This window comes from Pseudomonas sp. PDM19 (assembly GCF_014852215.1).
GTDB lineage: Bacteria > Pseudomonadota > Gammaproteobacteria > Pseudomonadales > Pseudomonadaceae > Pseudomonas.
Window position 1 is genome coordinate 1,109,881 of record NZ_JACVBG010000002.1, and the last position, 16,118, is coordinate 1,125,998.

Below are 16,118 nucleotides of genomic sequence, written 5' to 3' on the forward strand. Positions count from 1 at the left end.
CCTCACAAGCAAGGGCCCTCATCATGAGCCACAAGGCCGAGCAGCCATTCGTCCCGCTGAACATCGCCGTCCTAACCGTCAGCGACACCCGCACCCTGGAAACCGACACCTCCGGCCAGCTGTTCGTCGACCGCCTGAAGGCCGCCGGCCATAACCTGGCCGCCCGCGTCCTGCTCAAGGATGACCTCTACCGCATCCGCGCCCAGGTCGCGACCTGGATCGCAGAGGACGAAGTGCAGGTCGTGCTGGTGACCGGCGGCACCGGCTTCACCGGCCGCGACAGCACCCCGGAGGCCGTGACCTGCCTGCTGGACAAGGTGGTGGACGGTTTCGGCGAGCTGTTCCGGCAGATTTCCGTGGCTGACATCGGCACCTCCACCGTGCAGTCCCGCGCGCTGGCCGGCCTGTCCAACGGTACGCTGGTCTGCTGCCTGCCGGGCTCCACCAACGCCTGCCGCACCGCCTGGGACGGCATCCTCGGCGAGCAACTGGACGCCAGCCACCGCCCGTGCAACTTCGTGCCGCACCTGAAGAAGGCGGCGCCCTGCGAGAGCCGCGGATGAGCTGCTGCGACAAACCCGGCCTGCTCCCGGTCGAGGACGCCCTGGCGCGCCTGCTGAGCCTGGCGGAACAGTCGCCGATCCTCGATACCGAAGCCCTACCGCTGAGCGAAGCGGACGGCCGCGTGCTCGCCGGGCCGCTGCTCGCCGGGCTGGACCTGCCACCGTGGCCGAACAGCGCCATGGACGGCTATGCACTGCGCCAGGCCGACTGGCAGGGCGAGCCGCTGTCGGTCAGCCAGAAAATCTTCGCCGGGCAGGCGGGCGAGCCGCTGCTGCCGGGCACCTGCGTGCGCATCTTTACCGGCGCACCGGTGCCTGGCGGCGCCGATTGCGTCGAGATGCAGGAAAACGTCGAGGTGCTGGAAGACGGCCGCGTGCGTTTCCTCGAAGCGCTCAAGGTAGGTCAGCACGTACGCCCGCAAGGCCAGGAAACCCGCAAGGGCGACTGTGTGCTGCCGGCCGGCACGCGCCTGGGCCCGATCGAGATCGGCCTGGCCGCATCGCTCGGCCAGGCCGAGCTGACTGTGCGTCGTCGTCCGCGCGTGGCGCTGCTGTCGACCGGCGATGAACTGGTGGAACCGGGCAAGCCGCTGGCGCTCGGGCAGATCTACAACAGCAACCGTCACCTGCTGCGCACCTGGCTGCAGCGCTTCGGTTGTGAGGTGGTGGACGCCGGTATCCTCCCGGACGACCTGGAGCGCACCCGTGCGGCCCTGTCCGGCCTGTCCAACGTGGACCTGATCCTTTCCACCGGCGGCGTCTCCGTCGGCGAGGCGGACTTCCTCGGTGCGGCCCTGCGTGAAGCGGGCGAGCTGGCGCTGTGGAAGCTGGCGATCAAGCCGGGCAAGCCGCTGACCGTCGGCCATTACCAACAGGTGCCGGTGATCGGCCTGCCGGGCAATCCTGCCTCCACCCTGGTGACTTATGCGCTGCTGGCGCGGCCGTACCTGATGCGTCGCCTCGGCATGCAGAAAGTCGAGCCGCTGCGCCTGCAGGTGCCGGCCGGGTTCAACTGGACCAAGCCGGGCAACCGCCGCGAGTACCTGCGCGCGCGCCTGGAGAATGGCCGTGCGGTGCCTTATGCCAACCAGAGCTCCGGTGTGCTGCGCAGCGCCGCCTGGGCCGAGGGGCTGGCGGAAGTGCGCGAGGGGATGACGCTGGCCGAAGGCGATTGGCTGACCTTCATTCCGTTAAGCGAACTGCTGGACTGAGCGCCAGGAACGCAATGAAAAACGCCGGTCTCAGACCGGCGTTTTTTTATGCTGCTGGCGATACTCGCCGGGCGTCTGGTCGGTCCAGCCCTTGAAGCTGCGGTGGAACGAGCGCGACTCGGTGAAGCCCAGGTACTGGGCGATGTCCTGGATCGGCAGGTCGCTGTGCACCAGGTAATGCTCGGCCAGTTCCTGGCGCAGTTCATCGAGGATCTGCTGGTAGCTGGTGCCGGCCTGCTGCAGGTGGCGCTGCAGGGTGCGCACGGTCATCTCGAAGCGCTCAGCGACGCGCTCCTTGCGCGGCAGGCCGTCCTTGAGCAGCAGCCGCAGGGCGTTCTTCACCCGCAGCGGCAGCGGCTCGTCGTCGTCCAGTTCGGCCATCAGCGCCAGGGCGTGCTCTTCCAGGGTGCGCAGCAGGTTGGCGTCGGCCTGGCGCAGCGGGTAGCTGAGCAACTGCATGGGCACCAGCAGGGCGCTGAAGGGTTGTTCGAAGCGCACCGGGCAGCCGAACAACTGCTCGTATTCGGTGACGTCGGCGCCCTCGGGCTGTGCGTGTTCGAACCAGACTTCCTGCGGCGAGCCGTTGGTGTCGGCGATCCAGCGCGCATAAAGCAGCCAGGAAGCCAGTACGTTTTCCACCATGTGCCGGCGGATCTGCGCGGCCTCGTGGCGGCAGTTCCAGATCAGCTTGATGTGGCCTTCGCCTGGCTCCAGGCGGCTGACGCCCATGTCGCCGACCAGCTTCTCGTAGGGAATGATGCGGCCCATGGCCTCGCCCAGATTGGCGCAGTTCATGGTGATGTAGCCCAGCACGCTCCACGAGCCCGGCTGCACGAAGCGCGCCGAGTGCAGGCCGAACAATGGATCGCCCGAGTGCGCGCACAGGTGCTGTAGCAGGCGCTCGTGGGCCTCGCTGGGCAGGCGCTGGCTGTTGTCGCTCAGTTGCGAGCGTTCCAGGCCCGCCGCCTGGAGGGCGACGTCCAGGTCCATGCCGAGAGACTCGGCGTGGCGCAGGTATTTCAGCAGTGCGGGGACGGATGTATAGCCGAGGGAATGCATGGCGTGAGTTCTTGTTCTTCGGTGTCTCGATCGGCAACTGCGCCTGTCTTGATCCGACAGTGACAGGGCAGGGCGGCTGGCTAGTATAGGCAGCCATCAAGCGGCACCGAAATAGCAATCGAATTAGCGGGTTCAGACCCTGAACAAGAAGGAGCGGGCATGCGACGCTGGAACGGCTGGGGTGAAGAAACGACGGTGGTGGAATTGCCCGGCAACGGGCGTGATTTTCTCGCCGAACTGGTTGGCCCCGGCCTGACGCTGCCGGACGCGACGCTGGAACAGGTGCTGGCCAAGGTGCCGGCCTCGCGCCTGCCCGAGCATCCGTTGGTGGGGCGCGAGGCCCGCGACCGCCTGCTGCACGCCCGTGGCCAGAGCCTGCCGGACTGGCTGGCGATGCGCGAAGGCGAGTTCGGCGTGTTCCCCGATGGCGTGGCCTACCCGCAGACCGCCGAGCAGATCCGCGACCTGCTGAAGTTCGCCGAGCTCTGGGACTGCCTGGTGATCCCCTACGGTGGCGGCACCTCGGTGGCCGGCCACATCAACCCGCCAACCTCCGACAAGGCGGTGCTCACCGTTTCCCTGGAGCACATGAACCGCCTGCTGGAGCTGGACGAGCAGAGCCTGATCGCCACCTTCGGCCCCGGCGCCAACGGCCCGCAGGTGGAAAGCCAGCTGCGCGCCCGTGGCTATACCCTGGGCCACTTCCCGCAGTCCTGGGAGCTCTCCACCCTCGGTGGCTGGGTCGCCAGCCGCTCCAGCGGTCAGCAGTCGCTGCGCTACGGGCGCATCGAGCAACTGTTCGCTGGCGGCACCCTGGAAACCTTCGCCGGCAGCCTGGACATCCCGACCTTCCCGGCATCCGCCGCCGGCCCCGACCTGCGCGAAGTGGTGATGGGCTCCGAAGGCCGCTTCGGCATTCTGTCGTCGGTGAAGGTGCGGGTCACGCGCATCGCCGAGGACGAGCGCTTCTACGCGGTGTTCCTGCCGTCGTGGGAGCAGGCGCTGGAAGGCATCCGTACCCTGGTGCAGGCGCGTGTACCGCTGTCCATGCTGCGTCTGTCCAACGCCGTGGAAACCACCACCCAGCTCGCGCTGGCCGGTCATCCGGGGCAGATTGCCTGGCTGGAGCGCTACCTGAAGCTGCGCGGTGCGGCCGAGGGCAAGTGCATGCTGACCTTTGGCGTCACCGGCGACCGTGCCCAGAACGCGACTTCGCTGCGAGCCGCGCGGCGAATTCTCAAGGCCTTCGGCGGCGTGTTCACCGGCACCCTGCTGGGCAGGAAGTGGGCGCAGAACCGCTTCCGCTTCCCCTACCTGCGCGAGGCGCTGTGGGAGAACGGCTATGTGGTCGATACCCTGGAAACCGCCACCGACTGGTCCAACGTCGACAACCTGCTGAACCGCATCGAAGCCAGCCTGCGCGATGGCCTGGCCGCGGAGGGCGAGCGCGTGCACGTGTTCACCCACCTGTCCCACGTCTACGGCGAGGGCTCGAGCATCTACACCACCTATGTGTTCCGCCCGGCGGCCAGCTACGCGGAAACCCACGAGCGCTGGCGCAAGCTCAAGCACGCCGCCAGCCAGACCATCGCCAACAATCGCGGCACCATCAGCCACCAGCACGGCGTGGGCAAGGACCACGCTCCCTATCTGCCGGTGGAGAAGGGCCCGCTGGGCATGGCCGCGATCAAGGCGCTGGCCGGGCATTTCGACCCGTCCGGCCGGTTGAACCCCGGCACTCTGCTGCAGGACTGAGCCCATGGGCTGGAATGCGACGTGGCGCGCCAAGGCGCTGCCGGAGCTGGCGGAGCGCGACTGGGACCTGATCGTGGTCGGCGGCGGCATCACCGGTGCCGGCATCCTCCGTGAAGCCGCACGGCGCGGCTGGCGTTGCCTGCTGGTCGAGCAGCGCGACTTCGCCTGGGGCACCTCCAGTCGCTCTTCGAAGATGGTCCATGGCGGCCTGCGCTACATCGCCAAGGGCCAGTTCGGCCTGACCCGCGATTCGGTTCGCGAGCGCCAGCGCCTGCTGGGCGAGGCGCCGGGGCTGGTCGATCCGCTGAGCTTCATCATGCCGCACTACCAGGGCGGCTTCCCCGGCCCCCGCGTGTTCGGCACGCTGCTGTCGCTTTACGACGCGTTGGCGGGGCGGCGCAATCATCTGTTCTATCGCCTGGAAGAGCTGCGTTACCTGGCGCCGGGCTTGAGGGAAGATCGCCTGCTCGGCGGCACGCGCTTCCAGGACGCAGTCACCGACGACGCACGCCTGGTGATGCGCGTGCTCGGAGAGGCTCGCGCTGAAGGCGGCGAAGCGCTGAACGGCCTGAAAGTGATCGAGCTGGATCGCCGCGACGGTCGAGTGCAGGGGTTGGTCGCCGAGGACAGCGAGAGTGGCGAACGCTTCACTTTCCGTGCGCGCACCGTTGCCCTGGCCACCGGCGCCTGGGCCGATGCCTTGCGGCAGAAACACAGTAGCGAGCACATCCGCCCGCTGCGCGGCAGTCACCTGTTGCTGCCGGCCTGGCGCCTGCCGGTTGCCCACGCCTTCAGCTTCATGCACGGGCAGGACAAACGCCCGGTGTTCGTCTTCCCCTGGGAAGGCGCGACCGTGGTCGGCACCACCGACCTCGATCACCGCGACACACTGGACGACGACGCAGCCATCAGCCGCGAGGAAGTGGATTACCTGCTGGCGGCCTGTGCGCAGCAGTTCCCGTCTGCGCATATCAGCGCGGCAGACGTGCGCTCCACCTGGGCCGGCGTGCGCCCGGTGGTCAGCGATGGCGCACCGTCGCTCAAGCCCTCGGATGAAAAGCGCGAACATGCGCTGTGGGTCGAGCCCGGCTGCGTAACCCTGGCCGGCGGCAAGCTCACAACCTTCCGCCTGCTGGCGCTGGAGGTGCTCGCCGCCTGCGCACCGATGCTGGAGCGCTCGCTGGAGGCGGCGGGAGAACAGGTCTTCGAACCTGTCGACGCAGTGGATCTGCCCGGGCTGACTCCGCTGCAACAGACCCGTCTGCGCGGTCGTCATGGCCGCGCATTGCCGGAGCTGGCGCGGGTACTGAAAACCGTGGGCAGCGAGTGCATCGGCCATACCGATTCACTCTGGGCCGAACTGGCCTGGGCGGCGGAAGGCGAGTTGGTGCTGCATCTGGACGACCTGCTGCTGCGCCGTACCCGCGTTGGCCTGCTGCTGGCCGAAGGCGGCGCCCACGAGCTGCCGAGAATTCGCGCGCTGTGCCAGCCACGCCTGGGCTGGGACGACCCGCGCTGGAAACGTGAAGAACAGGACTATCTGGCGCTGTGGCGTCGCTGCTACAGCCTTCCAATCTGACCGACGTCTCATTGACCAAGAGCCCCATGGATAACAAGAACTACCTGCTGGCCATCGACAACGGCACCCAGAGCGTGCGCGCGCTGCTCTTCGATCTCCAGGGCAACCTGGTGGGCAAGGGCAAGGTCGAGCTGGAAGCCTATTTTTCCTCGCAGCCCGGCTGGGCCGAACAGCACCCGGACTACTACTGGGAACAGTTGGGCGAAGCCTGCAAGCGGCTGTGGGCCAGCGTGGACATTGATCGCAGCCGCATCTGTGGCGTCTCGCTGACGACCCAGCGCGGCACGGTGATCCACGTCGACCAGGCCGGCCAGGCCCTGCGCCCGGCGATCATCTGGCTGGACCAGCGCCGCGCCGAACTGGAAGGGTCGATCAAGGGGCCCTGGGGCTGGCTGTTCAAGCTGGTGGGCGCGCAGGGCGCAGTGGATTACTTCCGCACCCAGGCCGAAGTGAACTGGGTCGCCCAGCAGCAACCGGACATCCACCAGCGCACGCACAAGGTGCTGCTGCTCTCGGGCTTCCTCACCCAGCGCCTGTGCGGACGCTACGTGGACTCGGTCGCCTGCAGCGTTGCCTACCTGCCGTTCGACTACAAGAAGCTGCAATGGGCGGCGCCGCGCGACTGGAAGTGGCAGGTGCTGGACGTGCGCCGCGAGCAGCTTCCGGAGCTGTTCAAGCCGGGTGAGAAGCTCGGTGGGATCACCGCCGAGGCCAGCCGCCTGACCGGGATTCCCGAAGGCCTGCCGCTGATCGCCGCCGGCGCCGACAAGGCCTGCGAGGTGCTCGGCGCGGGCGCCATCGATCCGACCGTGGCCTGCCTGTCCTACGGCACCACCGCGACCATCAACACCACCCGCTCGCGCTACCTGGAGACCATTCCGCTGATCCCGCCGTACCCGGCGGCGATTCCCGATCACTTCAACACCGAGGTGATGATCTACCGCGGCTTCTGGATGGTCAGCTGGTTCAAGCGCGAGTTCGGCCTGCGCGAGATGCAGCGTGCGCAGGAGCTGGGCGTCGAGCCGGAGAAGCTGTTCGACGAACTGGTCAACAGCGTGCCCGCCGGCTCCATGGGCCTGATGCTGCAACCCTACTGGACGCCGGGCATCCGCGAGCCGGGGCTGGAAGCCAAGGGCTCGATCATCGGATTCGGCGACGTGCATACCCGCGCGCACATCTACCGCGCCATCCTCGAAGGCCTCGCCTACGCGCTGCGTCAGGGCAAGGAGCGCATCGAGAAGCGCTCCGGCACCCGCATCCAGCGCCTGCGCGTGGCCGGGGGCGGATCGCAGAGTGACGCAGCGATGCAGCTCACCGCCGACATCTTCGGCCTGCCGGCAGAGCGCCCGCACGTCTACGAGGCATCCGGCCTGGGCGCGGCCATCGATTGCGCGGTGGGGCTGGGGCTCTATCCGGACTTCACCAGCGCCATCGCCGCCATGACCCGCGTCGGCGAGGTCTTCCACCCGAGCCCCGAGGCGCAGCGCACCTACGAGCGGCTGTACAGCGAGGTCTACCAGCGCATGTACAAGCAGCTCAAGCCGCTGTACCAGAGCATCCGGGAGATCACCGGCTATCCGGCCTGAGCGGCAAATCAAGTGGGAGGAAATCCCCTCGCGCTAGTCTGAGTCCATATCCGATGGACTCACCGGGAGGAAACCCGCCATGACGCAACCCAAGGCCCTGCTGATCCTGCATGGCAAGCAAGCCGCCAACGACGAGGTGCGCGCCGCCGTGCTGGCCACGCGCGAGGCGGGTCGGGCGCTGGATGTCAGGGTGACCTGGGAGGGCGGCGACGCCCGGCGGCTGGTGGAGGAGGGGCTGGCGGCGGGCTACACGACGCTGATCGCTGGCGGCGGCGACGGCACCGTGCGCGATGTCGCCGAGGCGCTGGCTCAGGCCGGCGGCAAGGCCAGCCTGGCAATCCTGCCGCTGGGCACCGCCAATGATTTCGCCCGCGCTGCCGGCGTGCCGCTGGAGCCGGCTGCCGCGCTGGCGCTGCTGGACGTGCCGGCACGGCCCATCGACCTGGGCGAAGTGGATGGGCAGATGTTCCTCAACATGGCTACCGGTGGCTTCGGCTCGAAGGTCACGGCCAATACCCCGGAAGACCTGAAGAAGTTGCTCGGCGGCGCGGCCTACCTGCTCACCGGGCTGACGCGTTTCTCCGAGGTGCACGCGGCGCAGGGGCGATTCACCGGGCCGGACTTCAGCTGGGAAGGCGAGTTCCTTGCCCTGGGCATCGGCAACGGCCGGCAGGCAGGTGGCGGGCACGTGCTCTGCCCGCAGGCGACGGCGGACGACGGGCTGCTGGATGTGAGCATCCTGCCGACCCCGCAGGACATGGTCGGCACGCTCGGCGCACTGCTCGGCAGCGGTTTCGGCACCCAGGATGTGTTCATCCGCGCGCGGGTGCCCTGGGTCGAGGTGGAGGCTCGCGAGTGGCTGGACGTCAACCTCGATGGCGAGCCGCTGGAGGGCCGCAAGCTGCGCTTCGAGGTGCGCCCGGCGGCGCTCTCGATGCACCTGCCGGCGGATTCCCCGTTGCTCTCGGCCACTGGGCGGCTCTGCACGCCGAAGGGCTGATCGGTCTGGCCCGGACCGGGCAAGTCGTGCATGATGGCGCACGGCCAGTATCTTGTTTCGCCAGATGCGGCCGATAGCGTTCCCGCACGACTCATTCCGAATCTGGAGCAGGCATGGCCGGTATTCTCGACACTGTCGATCAACGCACCCAACTGGTAGGCGAGAACCGCCTGGAAATCCTGGTCTTCCGCCTGGCCGGGCGGCAGCAGTTCGCGATCAACGTGTTCAAGGTGCAGGAGGTGCTGCAGCTGCCGCGCCTGACCCTGATCCCGCAGCGCCACCCGATGATCTGCGGGGTGATCAACCTGCGCGGCCAGACCCTGCCGGTGATCGACCTGTCGCGCGCCATCGGCATGCGCGCACTGACCCCGGATGCCAGCAGCACCATCATCGTCACCGAGTACAACCGCTCGGTGCAGGCCTTCCTGGTGGGCGGGGTGGAGCGCATCCTCAACCTCAACTGGGAGTCGATCCAGCCGCCGCCCGGTGGCGCCGGCCGCCAGCATTACCTGACGGCGATCACCAAGGTGGAAGACCGCCTGGTGGAGATCATCGACGTGGAAAAGGTGCTGGCCGAGATCGTGCCGATGAACACCCGCGTCTCCAGTGACCGCCTGGACGACAAGCTGCTCAGCCAGACCCGTGGTCGTGAAGTGCTGGTGGTGGATGACTCCAGCGTCGCCATTTCCCAGCTGCGCGACACGCTCGGCCAGCTCGGCCTGCGCCTGCATGTGGCCACTGACGGCCTGCGTGCGCTGCAGCAGCTCAAGCGCTGGGCCGACGAAGGCCACGACATGGAAGACAAGCTGCTGATGGTCTTCACCGACGCCGAGATGCCGGAGATGGATGGCTACCGGCTGACCACCGAGATCCGCAACGACCCGCGCCTGCGTGACCTCTACGTGGTGCTGCACACCTCGCTGTCGGGCAGCTTCAACGATGCCATGGTGAAGAAGGTCGGCTGCGACGACTTCCTCTCCAAATTCCAGCCGGACCAGTTGGTGGAAGTGGTGCGTCGTCGGCTGCAGAAAGTCCCCGCCTGATCGCAATGCCTGACCGTCGGCCTTGCCGACGGTTCGCGGGCATGGCCCGCTCCTGCAGGATGAGCCCCGCGTCGCTTTCGTAGGAGCGGGCCATGCCCGCGACAAATGCGCCCCCATTGCTAGACGCCCGTCCCACGCCGTATAAGGTCGCTTCCGCCTGCATGAAAGGAAGCTTCCGATGTACAGCCTGAGCGAGCTCTACCGCTACCCGGTCAAGTCCACCGCCTACGAGCCCCTGGAGTCCGTCCGCCTGGACGCCCTGGGCCTGGAAGGGGATCGCCGCTGGATGGTGGTGGAGGCGTCCAATGGCCGCTTCCTGACCCAGCGCCTGCTGCCGCAGATGGGGCGCATCGAGGCGCGCTGGCAGGATGACTTCCATGGTCTGCGCCTGCGTGCGCCGGGAGCGCAAGATATCTTCGTGTCAGTGCCTGAAAGCGACGCCAACCTGCGCGGCGTGCTGATCTGGCGCGACATGCTGCAAGTGCCGGACGCCGGCGATGAGGCGGCACAGTGGCTGAGCAGCTTCCTCGGCCGCGACGTGCGCCTGGTGCAGATGCCCGAGCAGCGCGCGCGCCAGGTGGATACCGCCTACGCCGAACCCGGTGAGCACGTGCATTTCGCCGATGGCTTCCCGCTGCTGCTGATCGGCCAGGGTTCGCTGGATGATCTGTCGGCCAAGGTCGGTCGCCCGCTGGAGATGCTGCGCTTCCGCCCGAATCTGGTGGTCACCGGCGCCGAACCCTTCGCCGAAGACGGCTGGAAACGCATCCGCATCGGCGACGTCACCTTCAAGGTGGCCAAGCCCTGCTCGCGCTGCATCCTTACCACCATCGACCCGCACACCGGCGAGCGCGATGCCGCCCGCGAGCCGCTGGCGACCCTGCTGGGCTATCGCAACGTCAATGGCGAGGCTCTGTTCGGCCAGAATCTGCTGGCGGAGAACCGTGGCGAGCTGAAACTGGGCATGCCGGTGGAAGTGCTGGAATAACGCTGGAACGACGCTGAGGCGGCGCGCCCGGACGGGCGCGCCGGATGACGCGGGATTTACAGCTTGCTGTCGACGCAACCGGTGCTCTGGCACTCGCGCTCACGCTCGCGCAGCACGACCAGGCGCTCGTTGGTCTTGTCCACGGCACACTGCAGGTTGACGAAATAGCCGCCGTCGCGCTCGTAGCTGCACTGGGCGTCGCGGTCCTTGATCCAGGCGATCTGGCTCTTCTTCAGTGCGGCCTTCTGGCCGTCGTTGAGCATCTTGCGCAGGGTGCCGAATTCATTGTTCAGCTCGCGGTCCACCTGGGCGTATTCGGTGCTCAGGCAGTACACGCTGTCGAAGGCGTTGCGCGGTTTCTCGCAGGCGGCGAGGGCCAGATCGGCACTGAGCAGGCCGGCGGCCAGGACGGTGAGGGAGAGGAGCGACTGGCGCATGGAATTTCCTTTTCCTTGAAGGGATGAAGACCGCCCGGCGGTGCCGGGCGGGGGAGGGATCAGAGCTCGTCGAAGAAGCGTTCGTGCCAGTCGACGATGGGTTGCGGCGCGTTGAGCTTCTGCCCGTAGATCACCGCGTAGGACAGCACGTTCTGCACGTAGGAGCGGGTCTCGTCGAACGGAATGGTCTCGACCCAGACGTCGAAGGCCAGGTGACGCGCATCCTTCAGCCACTGGCGCACACGGCCGGGGCCGGCGTTGTAGGCGGCGGTGGCGAGCACACGGTTGCCGTTGAACTGGCCGTGCACCTGGCTCAGGTAGGCGGCGCCGAGCTGGATGTTCACGTCCGGCACGATCAGTTGCTGCTGCGAAGCCAGCGGGATGCCGAACTTGCGCGAGGTTTCCTTGGCGGTGGCCGGCATCAGCTGCATCAGCCCGGTGGCACCGACGCCGGAGCGCGCATCGGACATGAAGGCGCTTTCCTGGCGGGTGATGGCAAACACCCAGCTGGAGTGCAGGCCGCGATTGCGCGCCTCGCGCACCAGGGTGTTGCGGTAGGCCATGGGGAAGCGGATATCGAGGTCATCCCAGTACTTCGCCTGGCTGATCGCGCGGATGGCCGGGAAGTACCACTGCATGTCGTAGGCGATCTTCGCCTGGGCCAGCAGTTCGTCGTGGCTCAGGTGGCGGGCAGCGTGGTACCACTCGCGGCGGGCGTTGATGATCTCGCCGCGGGCATAGAACTCCAGGGCGCGGCGGGTGCTCGGTGCGTTGCGCACGCGCTGCATCGTCCCGGCATCGGGCGAAACAGGTCGATTGTTCAGCTGGTAGGGGGCGTTGATCCGGTCGGCGGCGAGGAAGCCGTAGAAGTCACGCTCGCCGGCCACCGGCTGGTACAGGCTGATGGCCTGCTTGTTCTGCGGCTGCGCCAGTTGCAGCGAGCGAGCCTGCCAGTATTTCCAGCGGTTGGTCTCGGCCAGCGACGGCGGCAGGGCGCGGGTCAGTTCGTAGGCTTCTTCCCAGCGGCCCAGGCGCAGCAGCAGACGCAGGCGCCATTCGGTGACGGTGTCGTCGCGCAGTTGCGGGTCGTACTTGACCATCATCGGCAGCGCGCGCGGATCATAGCGGCGCGCCAGGCTCAGGCCGATCTCGCGGGCGATGGAGACTTTCTCGTCGCTGGAGAAGGGCAGCACCGAGCTGTAGTAGTCGAGCAGGCTGATGGCCTTTTCCGGGTCCTGCTTGGCCAGGCGGCGCAGGCCCAGGCCGACGACGTCGGCGGTGGCGTGGTCACGGGCGCCGAAGCGGGTGGTCTGGCTCAACTGCGCAGGATTCTGCGCCACATTGACCATCAGCGCGCCCTGGCTGCCGAGGGTCGGCAGGCGCTTGGAGAGCACCGTGGCGAGGCTGTAGTTGCCTTTCTCGGCGGCCAGCTTCAGGCGCTTCCAGACCTTTTCCTCGGTGAGCTGGCCGTCGGCCTGCCACAGGGCGAAGGTCGTGTCGCAGGCATCGGGCTGCGGCTTGCCGACCAGCCAGAGCTTCTCGGCGGTGGCGTAGCCGTCGGCCTTGTTGCCGTGGCCCAACTGGTACTGGCCGTAGAGGCAGTCCAGCTCGGTGAAGTTCATCTTCGGGTCGTAATAACGGACGAAGGTGTTCCAGTCGCCGCGATCGGCCAGCTGGCGCATCCAGCGCAGCTTCAGCCAGTTGATCTGCGGCAGGTCGCCGTGCTGTTCGATGAAGCGCTCGATCTCGGCGTTGCTGGCGCTTTTCAGGCGGTTGGTCAGCTCGTCGTAGGCCAGGTACGGCTGCAGCGGATAATCGGCCAGTGCCGATTGGTAGCTGAAGTACGGGCCGCTGTCGCCGCGCGCCAGGGCCTTCTGCGCCTCGTCGTACATCTGGCGCTGCTGGGGCAGGGACGCTGCGTTGGCTGTCGAAGCGGACAGGCTGAGGATCAGGCAGGAAAACAGTGAGAAAAGGCGACCGCGCATGGCTCTTCCGGGAAGATGATCGGTGGGCGCTGGATGGCGCGCGCCCGCTGCCGGGTAGCTTAGCCTGTTGCGCGCGGGGGGTGAAAGCGCCACCAGGGCTGCCTGGCTCAAAGGCGGACGAATGTCTCGCCCCGGCACTTTGTCCGCACCCCTCTGACTTTTCCGCGCTTTCCCTTAAACTGCGCGCCCTGTTTTACGGAAGATGCCCTCATGACCCTGCTCAAGTTAACCGACGTGTCCCTCGCCTTCGGCACCACTCCGCTGCTGGATAAGGTGTCCTGGCAGATCGCTCGCGGTGAGCGGGTCTGCATCATCGGCCGCAACGGCACCGGCAAGTCGAGCATGCTCAAGCTGGTCAAGGGCGAGCAGAAGCCCGATGACGGCGACATCTGGCGCGCCCCCTCGCTGAAGATCGGCGAGCTGCCGCAGGAGCTGCCGCGGGCCGACGATCGCACCGTCTACGACGTGGTCGCCGAAGGCTTGGCCGAAGTCGGTGAGCTGCTGGCGCAGTACCACCACCTGAGCATGCACATCGAAAGCGAAGAGGACCTGAACAAGCTGGCGCGCGTCCAGCAGGACCTCGAAGCCCGCGATGGCTGGCGCCTGGGGCAACTGGTGGACACCACCCTGAGCCGCCTGCAGCTGCCGGCCGACAAGACCCTCGCCGAGCTCTCCGGTGGCTGGCGCCGCCGCGTGCTGCTGGCCCAGGCGCTGGTGGCCGAGCCCGACCTGCTGCTGCTGGACGAGCCGACCAACCACCTGGACATCGGCGCCATCGCCTGGCTGGAAAACGCCCTGGCGGACTTCCCCGGCGCCGTGCTGTTCATCACCCACGACCGCTCCTTCCTGCAGGCCGTGGCGACCCGCATCCTCGAGCTGGACCGCGGCCACCTGATCGACTGGAACGGCGACTACGCGAGCTTCCTCGTCCATAAAGAGCAGGAACTGGCGGCGGAAGAGGCGGCCAACGCGCTGTTCGACAAGCGCCTGGCCCAGGAGGAAGTGTGGATTCGCCAGGGCATCAAGGCCCGCCGCACCCGTAACGAAGGCCGCGTGCGCGCGCTGAAGGCGATGCGCAACGAACGCGCCGAACGCCGCGAGCGCCAGGGCAAGGCCAGCTTCCAGATGGAGACGGCCGAGAAGTCCGGCAAGCAGGTGATCGTCGTCGAGAAGGCCGGCTTCGCCCATCCGGGCGGCCCGGCGCTGATCCGTGATTTCTCCCTGGTGCTGCAGCGCGGCGACCGTATCGGCCTGCTGGGCGCCAACGGCACCGGCAAGACCACGCTGCTCAAGCTGCTGCTGGGCGACCTGCAGCCGACTTCGGGCAGCGTCAAGGAAGGCACCCGACTGGAAGTGGCTTATTTCGACCAGCTGCGTCACCAGCTGGAGCCGGAAAAGACCGTCATCGACAACATTTCCGAAGGTCGCGAATTCATCACGATCAATGGGCAGAATCGCCACGTCCTCAGCTACCTTGGCGACTTCCTGTTCTCCCCGCAGCGCGCCCGGACCCCGGTGAAAGCGCTCTCCGGCGGCGAGCGGGCACGCCTGTTGCTGGCGAAGTTGTTCAGCAAGCCGGCCAACCTGCTGGTGCTGGACGAACCGACCAACGACCTGGACGTGGAAACCCTGGAACTGCTGGAAGAAGTGCTGCTGACCTTCGACGGCACCGTACTGATGGTCAGCCACGACCGGGCCTTCCTCGACAACGTGGTGACCAGCACCCTGGTGTTCGAAGGCGAAGGGCGCGTGCGCGAATTCGTCGGTGGCTACCAGGACTGGCTGCGCCAGGGCGGCTCGCCCAAGTTGCTCGGCGTGGGTGAGGAGAAGGGCGACAAGCCCGCTGCCGCACCAGTCGCCGAAGTGCCTGTGGCGGCACCTGCTGCGGTGGAAGCGGCGGCGCCGAAGAAGAAGCTGAGCTACAAGCTGCAGCGCGAGCTGGAGGCCATTCCCGGGCAGATTGACGCTCTGGAGGCAGAAATGGCTGCGCTGCAAGCAGAAACCGCAGCGCCGAATTTCTACCAGCGTCCGCCCACCGAGGCGCAGGCTGTTCTGGATCGCCTGGGGTCGCTGCAAGGGGAGCTGGACCAACTGATCGAACGCTGGGCCGAACTGGAAGAGTGATCCGTTCGGTCCGGTGATGTGCCCGTGCGTATCGCTGATCAAAGACTGTTAGGGATGGCCGAATGGCAATCGAGTACCGCATCACCCTGGATGATGAGCACGAGTTCAGTTACCGCATCGAGCTGGAGCGCCAGTACGACGCCCAGATAGCCGCCCAGACCCCGCGCTGGACGCGCCTGGAGAACAACCGTTGCAGCAACTGCCCGCTGAACCCGGCGCAGTACAGCCACTGCCCGGCGGCGGTGGACCTGCACCGGGTGATCGAGGATTTTCGTGGTTTGCCGGCCTTCAAGAAGGTCTCGGTGCAGGTACGCACGCCGGAGCGCGAGTACATCAAGCACGCGGGGCTGGAAGAGGGCCTGCGCGCGCTGCTCGGGGTGATCATGGCCACCAGTGCCTGCCCGCTGCTGGGCAAGCTCAAGCCGATGGCGCAACAGCACCTGCCGTTCGCCAGCAACCAGGAGTTCATCCTGCGCGCGGTGTCGCTGTACCTGATGCGCCAGTACTTCAACTTCCGTGAAGGGCGGCATGCGGATTGGGAGCTGAAGGGGCTGGTGAAGCAGTTCCAGCAGTTGCAGCTGGTGAACCAGGCGTTCTGGCAGCGGATTCACGAGACCTGCGACGGCGACTCGAACCTGAAGGCTTTCCTCAGCTTCTTCTCCATGGCGTCGAGCATGAGCTATTCGCTGGAGGCGCAACTGCAGAAGGTGCGGCCGCTGCTGATGAGCGGGGACATGCTAGGGGCCTGAAACGAAGCGGGCCCCGCAGGGCCCGCCGTCTACCCAGGT

Annotated in this window: 13 protein-coding genes; 10 read left to right on the forward strand and 3 right to left on the reverse strand. The window is 67.1% G+C overall.

All coding sequences use genetic code 11. The features are described from left to right. Positions 1-23: 23 nt before the first annotated feature. Both moaB and glp read left to right on the forward strand, forming a co-directional pair. The gene (gene moaB, locus IB273_RS13545; protein ID WP_081519428.1) at positions 24-563 is read left to right on the forward strand and encodes a molybdenum cofactor biosynthesis protein B; all 540 of its coding nucleotides are present in this window, start codon (positions 24-26) and stop codon (positions 561-563) included. Continuing rightward, the gene (glp, locus tag IB273_RS13550) at positions 560-1,774 is read left to right on the forward strand and encodes a gephyrin-like molybdotransferase Glp (protein WP_192224264.1); all 1,215 of its coding nucleotides are present in this window, start codon (positions 560-562) and stop codon (positions 1,772-1,774) included. Before moaB ends, glp begins: the two co-directional genes overlap by 4 nt. Before the next feature lie 30 nt (positions 1,775-1,804). On the opposite strand, the gene IB273_RS13555 is transcribed toward glp, so the two are convergent. Beyond that, positions 1,805-2,833, reverse strand: coding sequence for an AraC family transcriptional regulator (locus tag IB273_RS13555; protein ID WP_192224265.1), 1,029 nt, complete (start codon positions 2,831-2,833; stop codon positions 1,805-1,807). Positions 2,834-2,992: 159 nt separating this feature from the next. On the opposite strand from IB273_RS13555, the gene IB273_RS13560 reads away from it, so the two are divergent. The 6 genes from IB273_RS13560 to IB273_RS13585 all read left to right on the forward strand — a co-directional run bounded on the left by IB273_RS13560 (position 2,993) and on the right by IB273_RS13585 (position 10,784). Beyond that, entirely contained in the window at positions 2,993-4,588 is a 1,596-nt protein-coding gene (locus IB273_RS13560; protein WP_192224266.1) for an FAD-binding oxidoreductase, read from the forward strand. 4 nt (positions 4,589-4,592) lie between these two features. After that, entirely contained in the window at positions 4,593-6,167 is a 1,575-nt protein-coding gene (locus IB273_RS13565; RefSeq protein WP_192224267.1) for a glycerol-3-phosphate dehydrogenase/oxidase, read from the forward strand. Positions 6,168-6,193: 26 nt separating this feature from the next. Beyond that, complete coding sequence (locus IB273_RS13570; RefSeq protein ID WP_192224268.1) at positions 6,194-7,753, forward strand: FGGY-family carbohydrate kinase; 1,560 nt, start codon at positions 6,194-6,196, stop codon at positions 7,751-7,753. Positions 7,754-7,832: 79 nt separating this feature from the next. Continuing rightward, positions 7,833-8,753: a lipid kinase YegS gene (gene yegS / locus IB273_RS13575; protein WP_192224269.1), complete on the forward strand. Its 921-nt coding sequence runs from the start codon at positions 7,833-7,835 to the stop codon at positions 8,751-8,753. Between the two features lie 113 nt (positions 8,754-8,866). Beyond that, on the forward strand, positions 8,867-9,796 hold the full coding sequence (locus IB273_RS13580; RefSeq protein ID WP_081519435.1) for a chemotaxis protein CheV: 930 nt from the start codon (positions 8,867-8,869) through the stop codon (positions 9,794-9,796). 178 nt (positions 9,797-9,974) lie between these two features. Then, a complete protein-coding gene (locus IB273_RS13585) occupies positions 9,975-10,784 on the forward strand; it encodes an MOSC domain-containing protein (RefSeq protein ID WP_192224270.1) in 810 nt (269 codons plus the stop codon). A gap of 56 nt (positions 10,785-10,840) precedes the next feature. Here the strand turns inward: IB273_RS13585 and IB273_RS13590 are convergent, their stop codons facing one another. Both IB273_RS13590 and IB273_RS13595 read right to left on the reverse strand, forming a co-directional pair. Continuing rightward, the gene (locus IB273_RS13590) at positions 10,841-11,221 is read right to left on the reverse strand and encodes a lysozyme inhibitor LprI family protein (protein ID WP_151187753.1); all 381 of its coding nucleotides are present in this window, start codon (positions 11,219-11,221) and stop codon (positions 10,841-10,843) included. 59 nt (positions 11,222-11,280) lie between these two features. Next, positions 11,281-13,206 carry a transglycosylase SLT domain-containing protein gene (locus IB273_RS13595; RefSeq protein WP_151187752.1) on the reverse strand — a complete coding sequence of 642 codons (1,926 nt, stop codon included), beginning with the start codon at positions 13,204-13,206 and terminating at the stop codon, positions 11,281-11,283. Positions 13,207-13,416: 210 nt separating this feature from the next. Between IB273_RS13595 and IB273_RS13600 the strand changes: the two genes are divergently transcribed. Further along, positions 13,417-15,330, forward strand: a complete 1,914-nt coding sequence (locus IB273_RS13600; protein WP_081519439.1) for an ATP-binding cassette domain-containing protein — start codon at positions 13,417-13,419, stop codon at positions 15,328-15,330. 62 nt (positions 15,331-15,392) lie between these two features. Then, the gene (locus IB273_RS13605; protein ID WP_081519440.1) at positions 15,393-16,079 is read left to right on the forward strand and encodes a DUF6901 family protein; all 687 of its coding nucleotides are present in this window, start codon (positions 15,393-15,395) and stop codon (positions 16,077-16,079) included. Positions 16,080-16,118 lie beyond the last annotated feature (39 nt).

Coding starts and splice junctions, on each gene's coding strand:
- moaB (WP_081519428.1), top strand. CDS start 24: ATGAGCCACAAGGCCGAGCAGCCATTCGTCCCGCTGAACATCGCCGTC.
- IB273_RS13605 (WP_081519440.1), top strand. CDS start 15,393: ATGGCAATCGAGTACCGCATCACCCTGGATGATGAGCACGAGTTCAGT.
- IB273_RS13600 (WP_081519439.1), top strand. CDS start 13,417: ATGACCCTGCTCAAGTTAACCGACGTGTCCCTCGCCTTCGGCACCACT.
- IB273_RS13570 (WP_192224268.1), top strand. CDS start 6,194: ATGGATAACAAGAACTACCTGCTGGCCATCGACAACGGCACCCAGAGC.
- IB273_RS13565 (WP_192224267.1), top strand. CDS start 4,593: ATGGGCTGGAATGCGACGTGGCGCGCCAAGGCGCTGCCGGAGCTGGCG.
- IB273_RS13590 (WP_151187753.1), bottom strand. CDS start 11,221: ATGCGCCAGTCGCTCCTCTCCCTCACCGTCCTGGCCGCCGGCCTGCTC.
- IB273_RS13595 (WP_151187752.1), bottom strand. CDS start 13,206: ATGCGCGGTCGCCTTTTCTCACTGTTTTCCTGCCTGATCCTCAGCCTG.
- IB273_RS13560 (WP_192224266.1), top strand. CDS start 2,993: ATGCGACGCTGGAACGGCTGGGGTGAAGAAACGACGGTGGTGGAATTG.
- IB273_RS13585 (WP_192224270.1), top strand. CDS start 9,975: ATGTACAGCCTGAGCGAGCTCTACCGCTACCCGGTCAAGTCCACCGCC.
- IB273_RS13580 (WP_081519435.1), top strand. CDS start 8,867: ATGGCCGGTATTCTCGACACTGTCGATCAACGCACCCAACTGGTAGGC.
- IB273_RS13555 (WP_192224265.1), bottom strand. CDS start 2,833: ATGCATTCCCTCGGCTATACATCCGTCCCCGCACTGCTGAAATACCTG.
- glp (WP_192224264.1), top strand. CDS start 560: ATGAGCTGCTGCGACAAACCCGGCCTGCTCCCGGTCGAGGACGCCCTG.
- yegS (WP_192224269.1), top strand. CDS start 7,833: ATGACGCAACCCAAGGCCCTGCTGATCCTGCATGGCAAGCAAGCCGCC.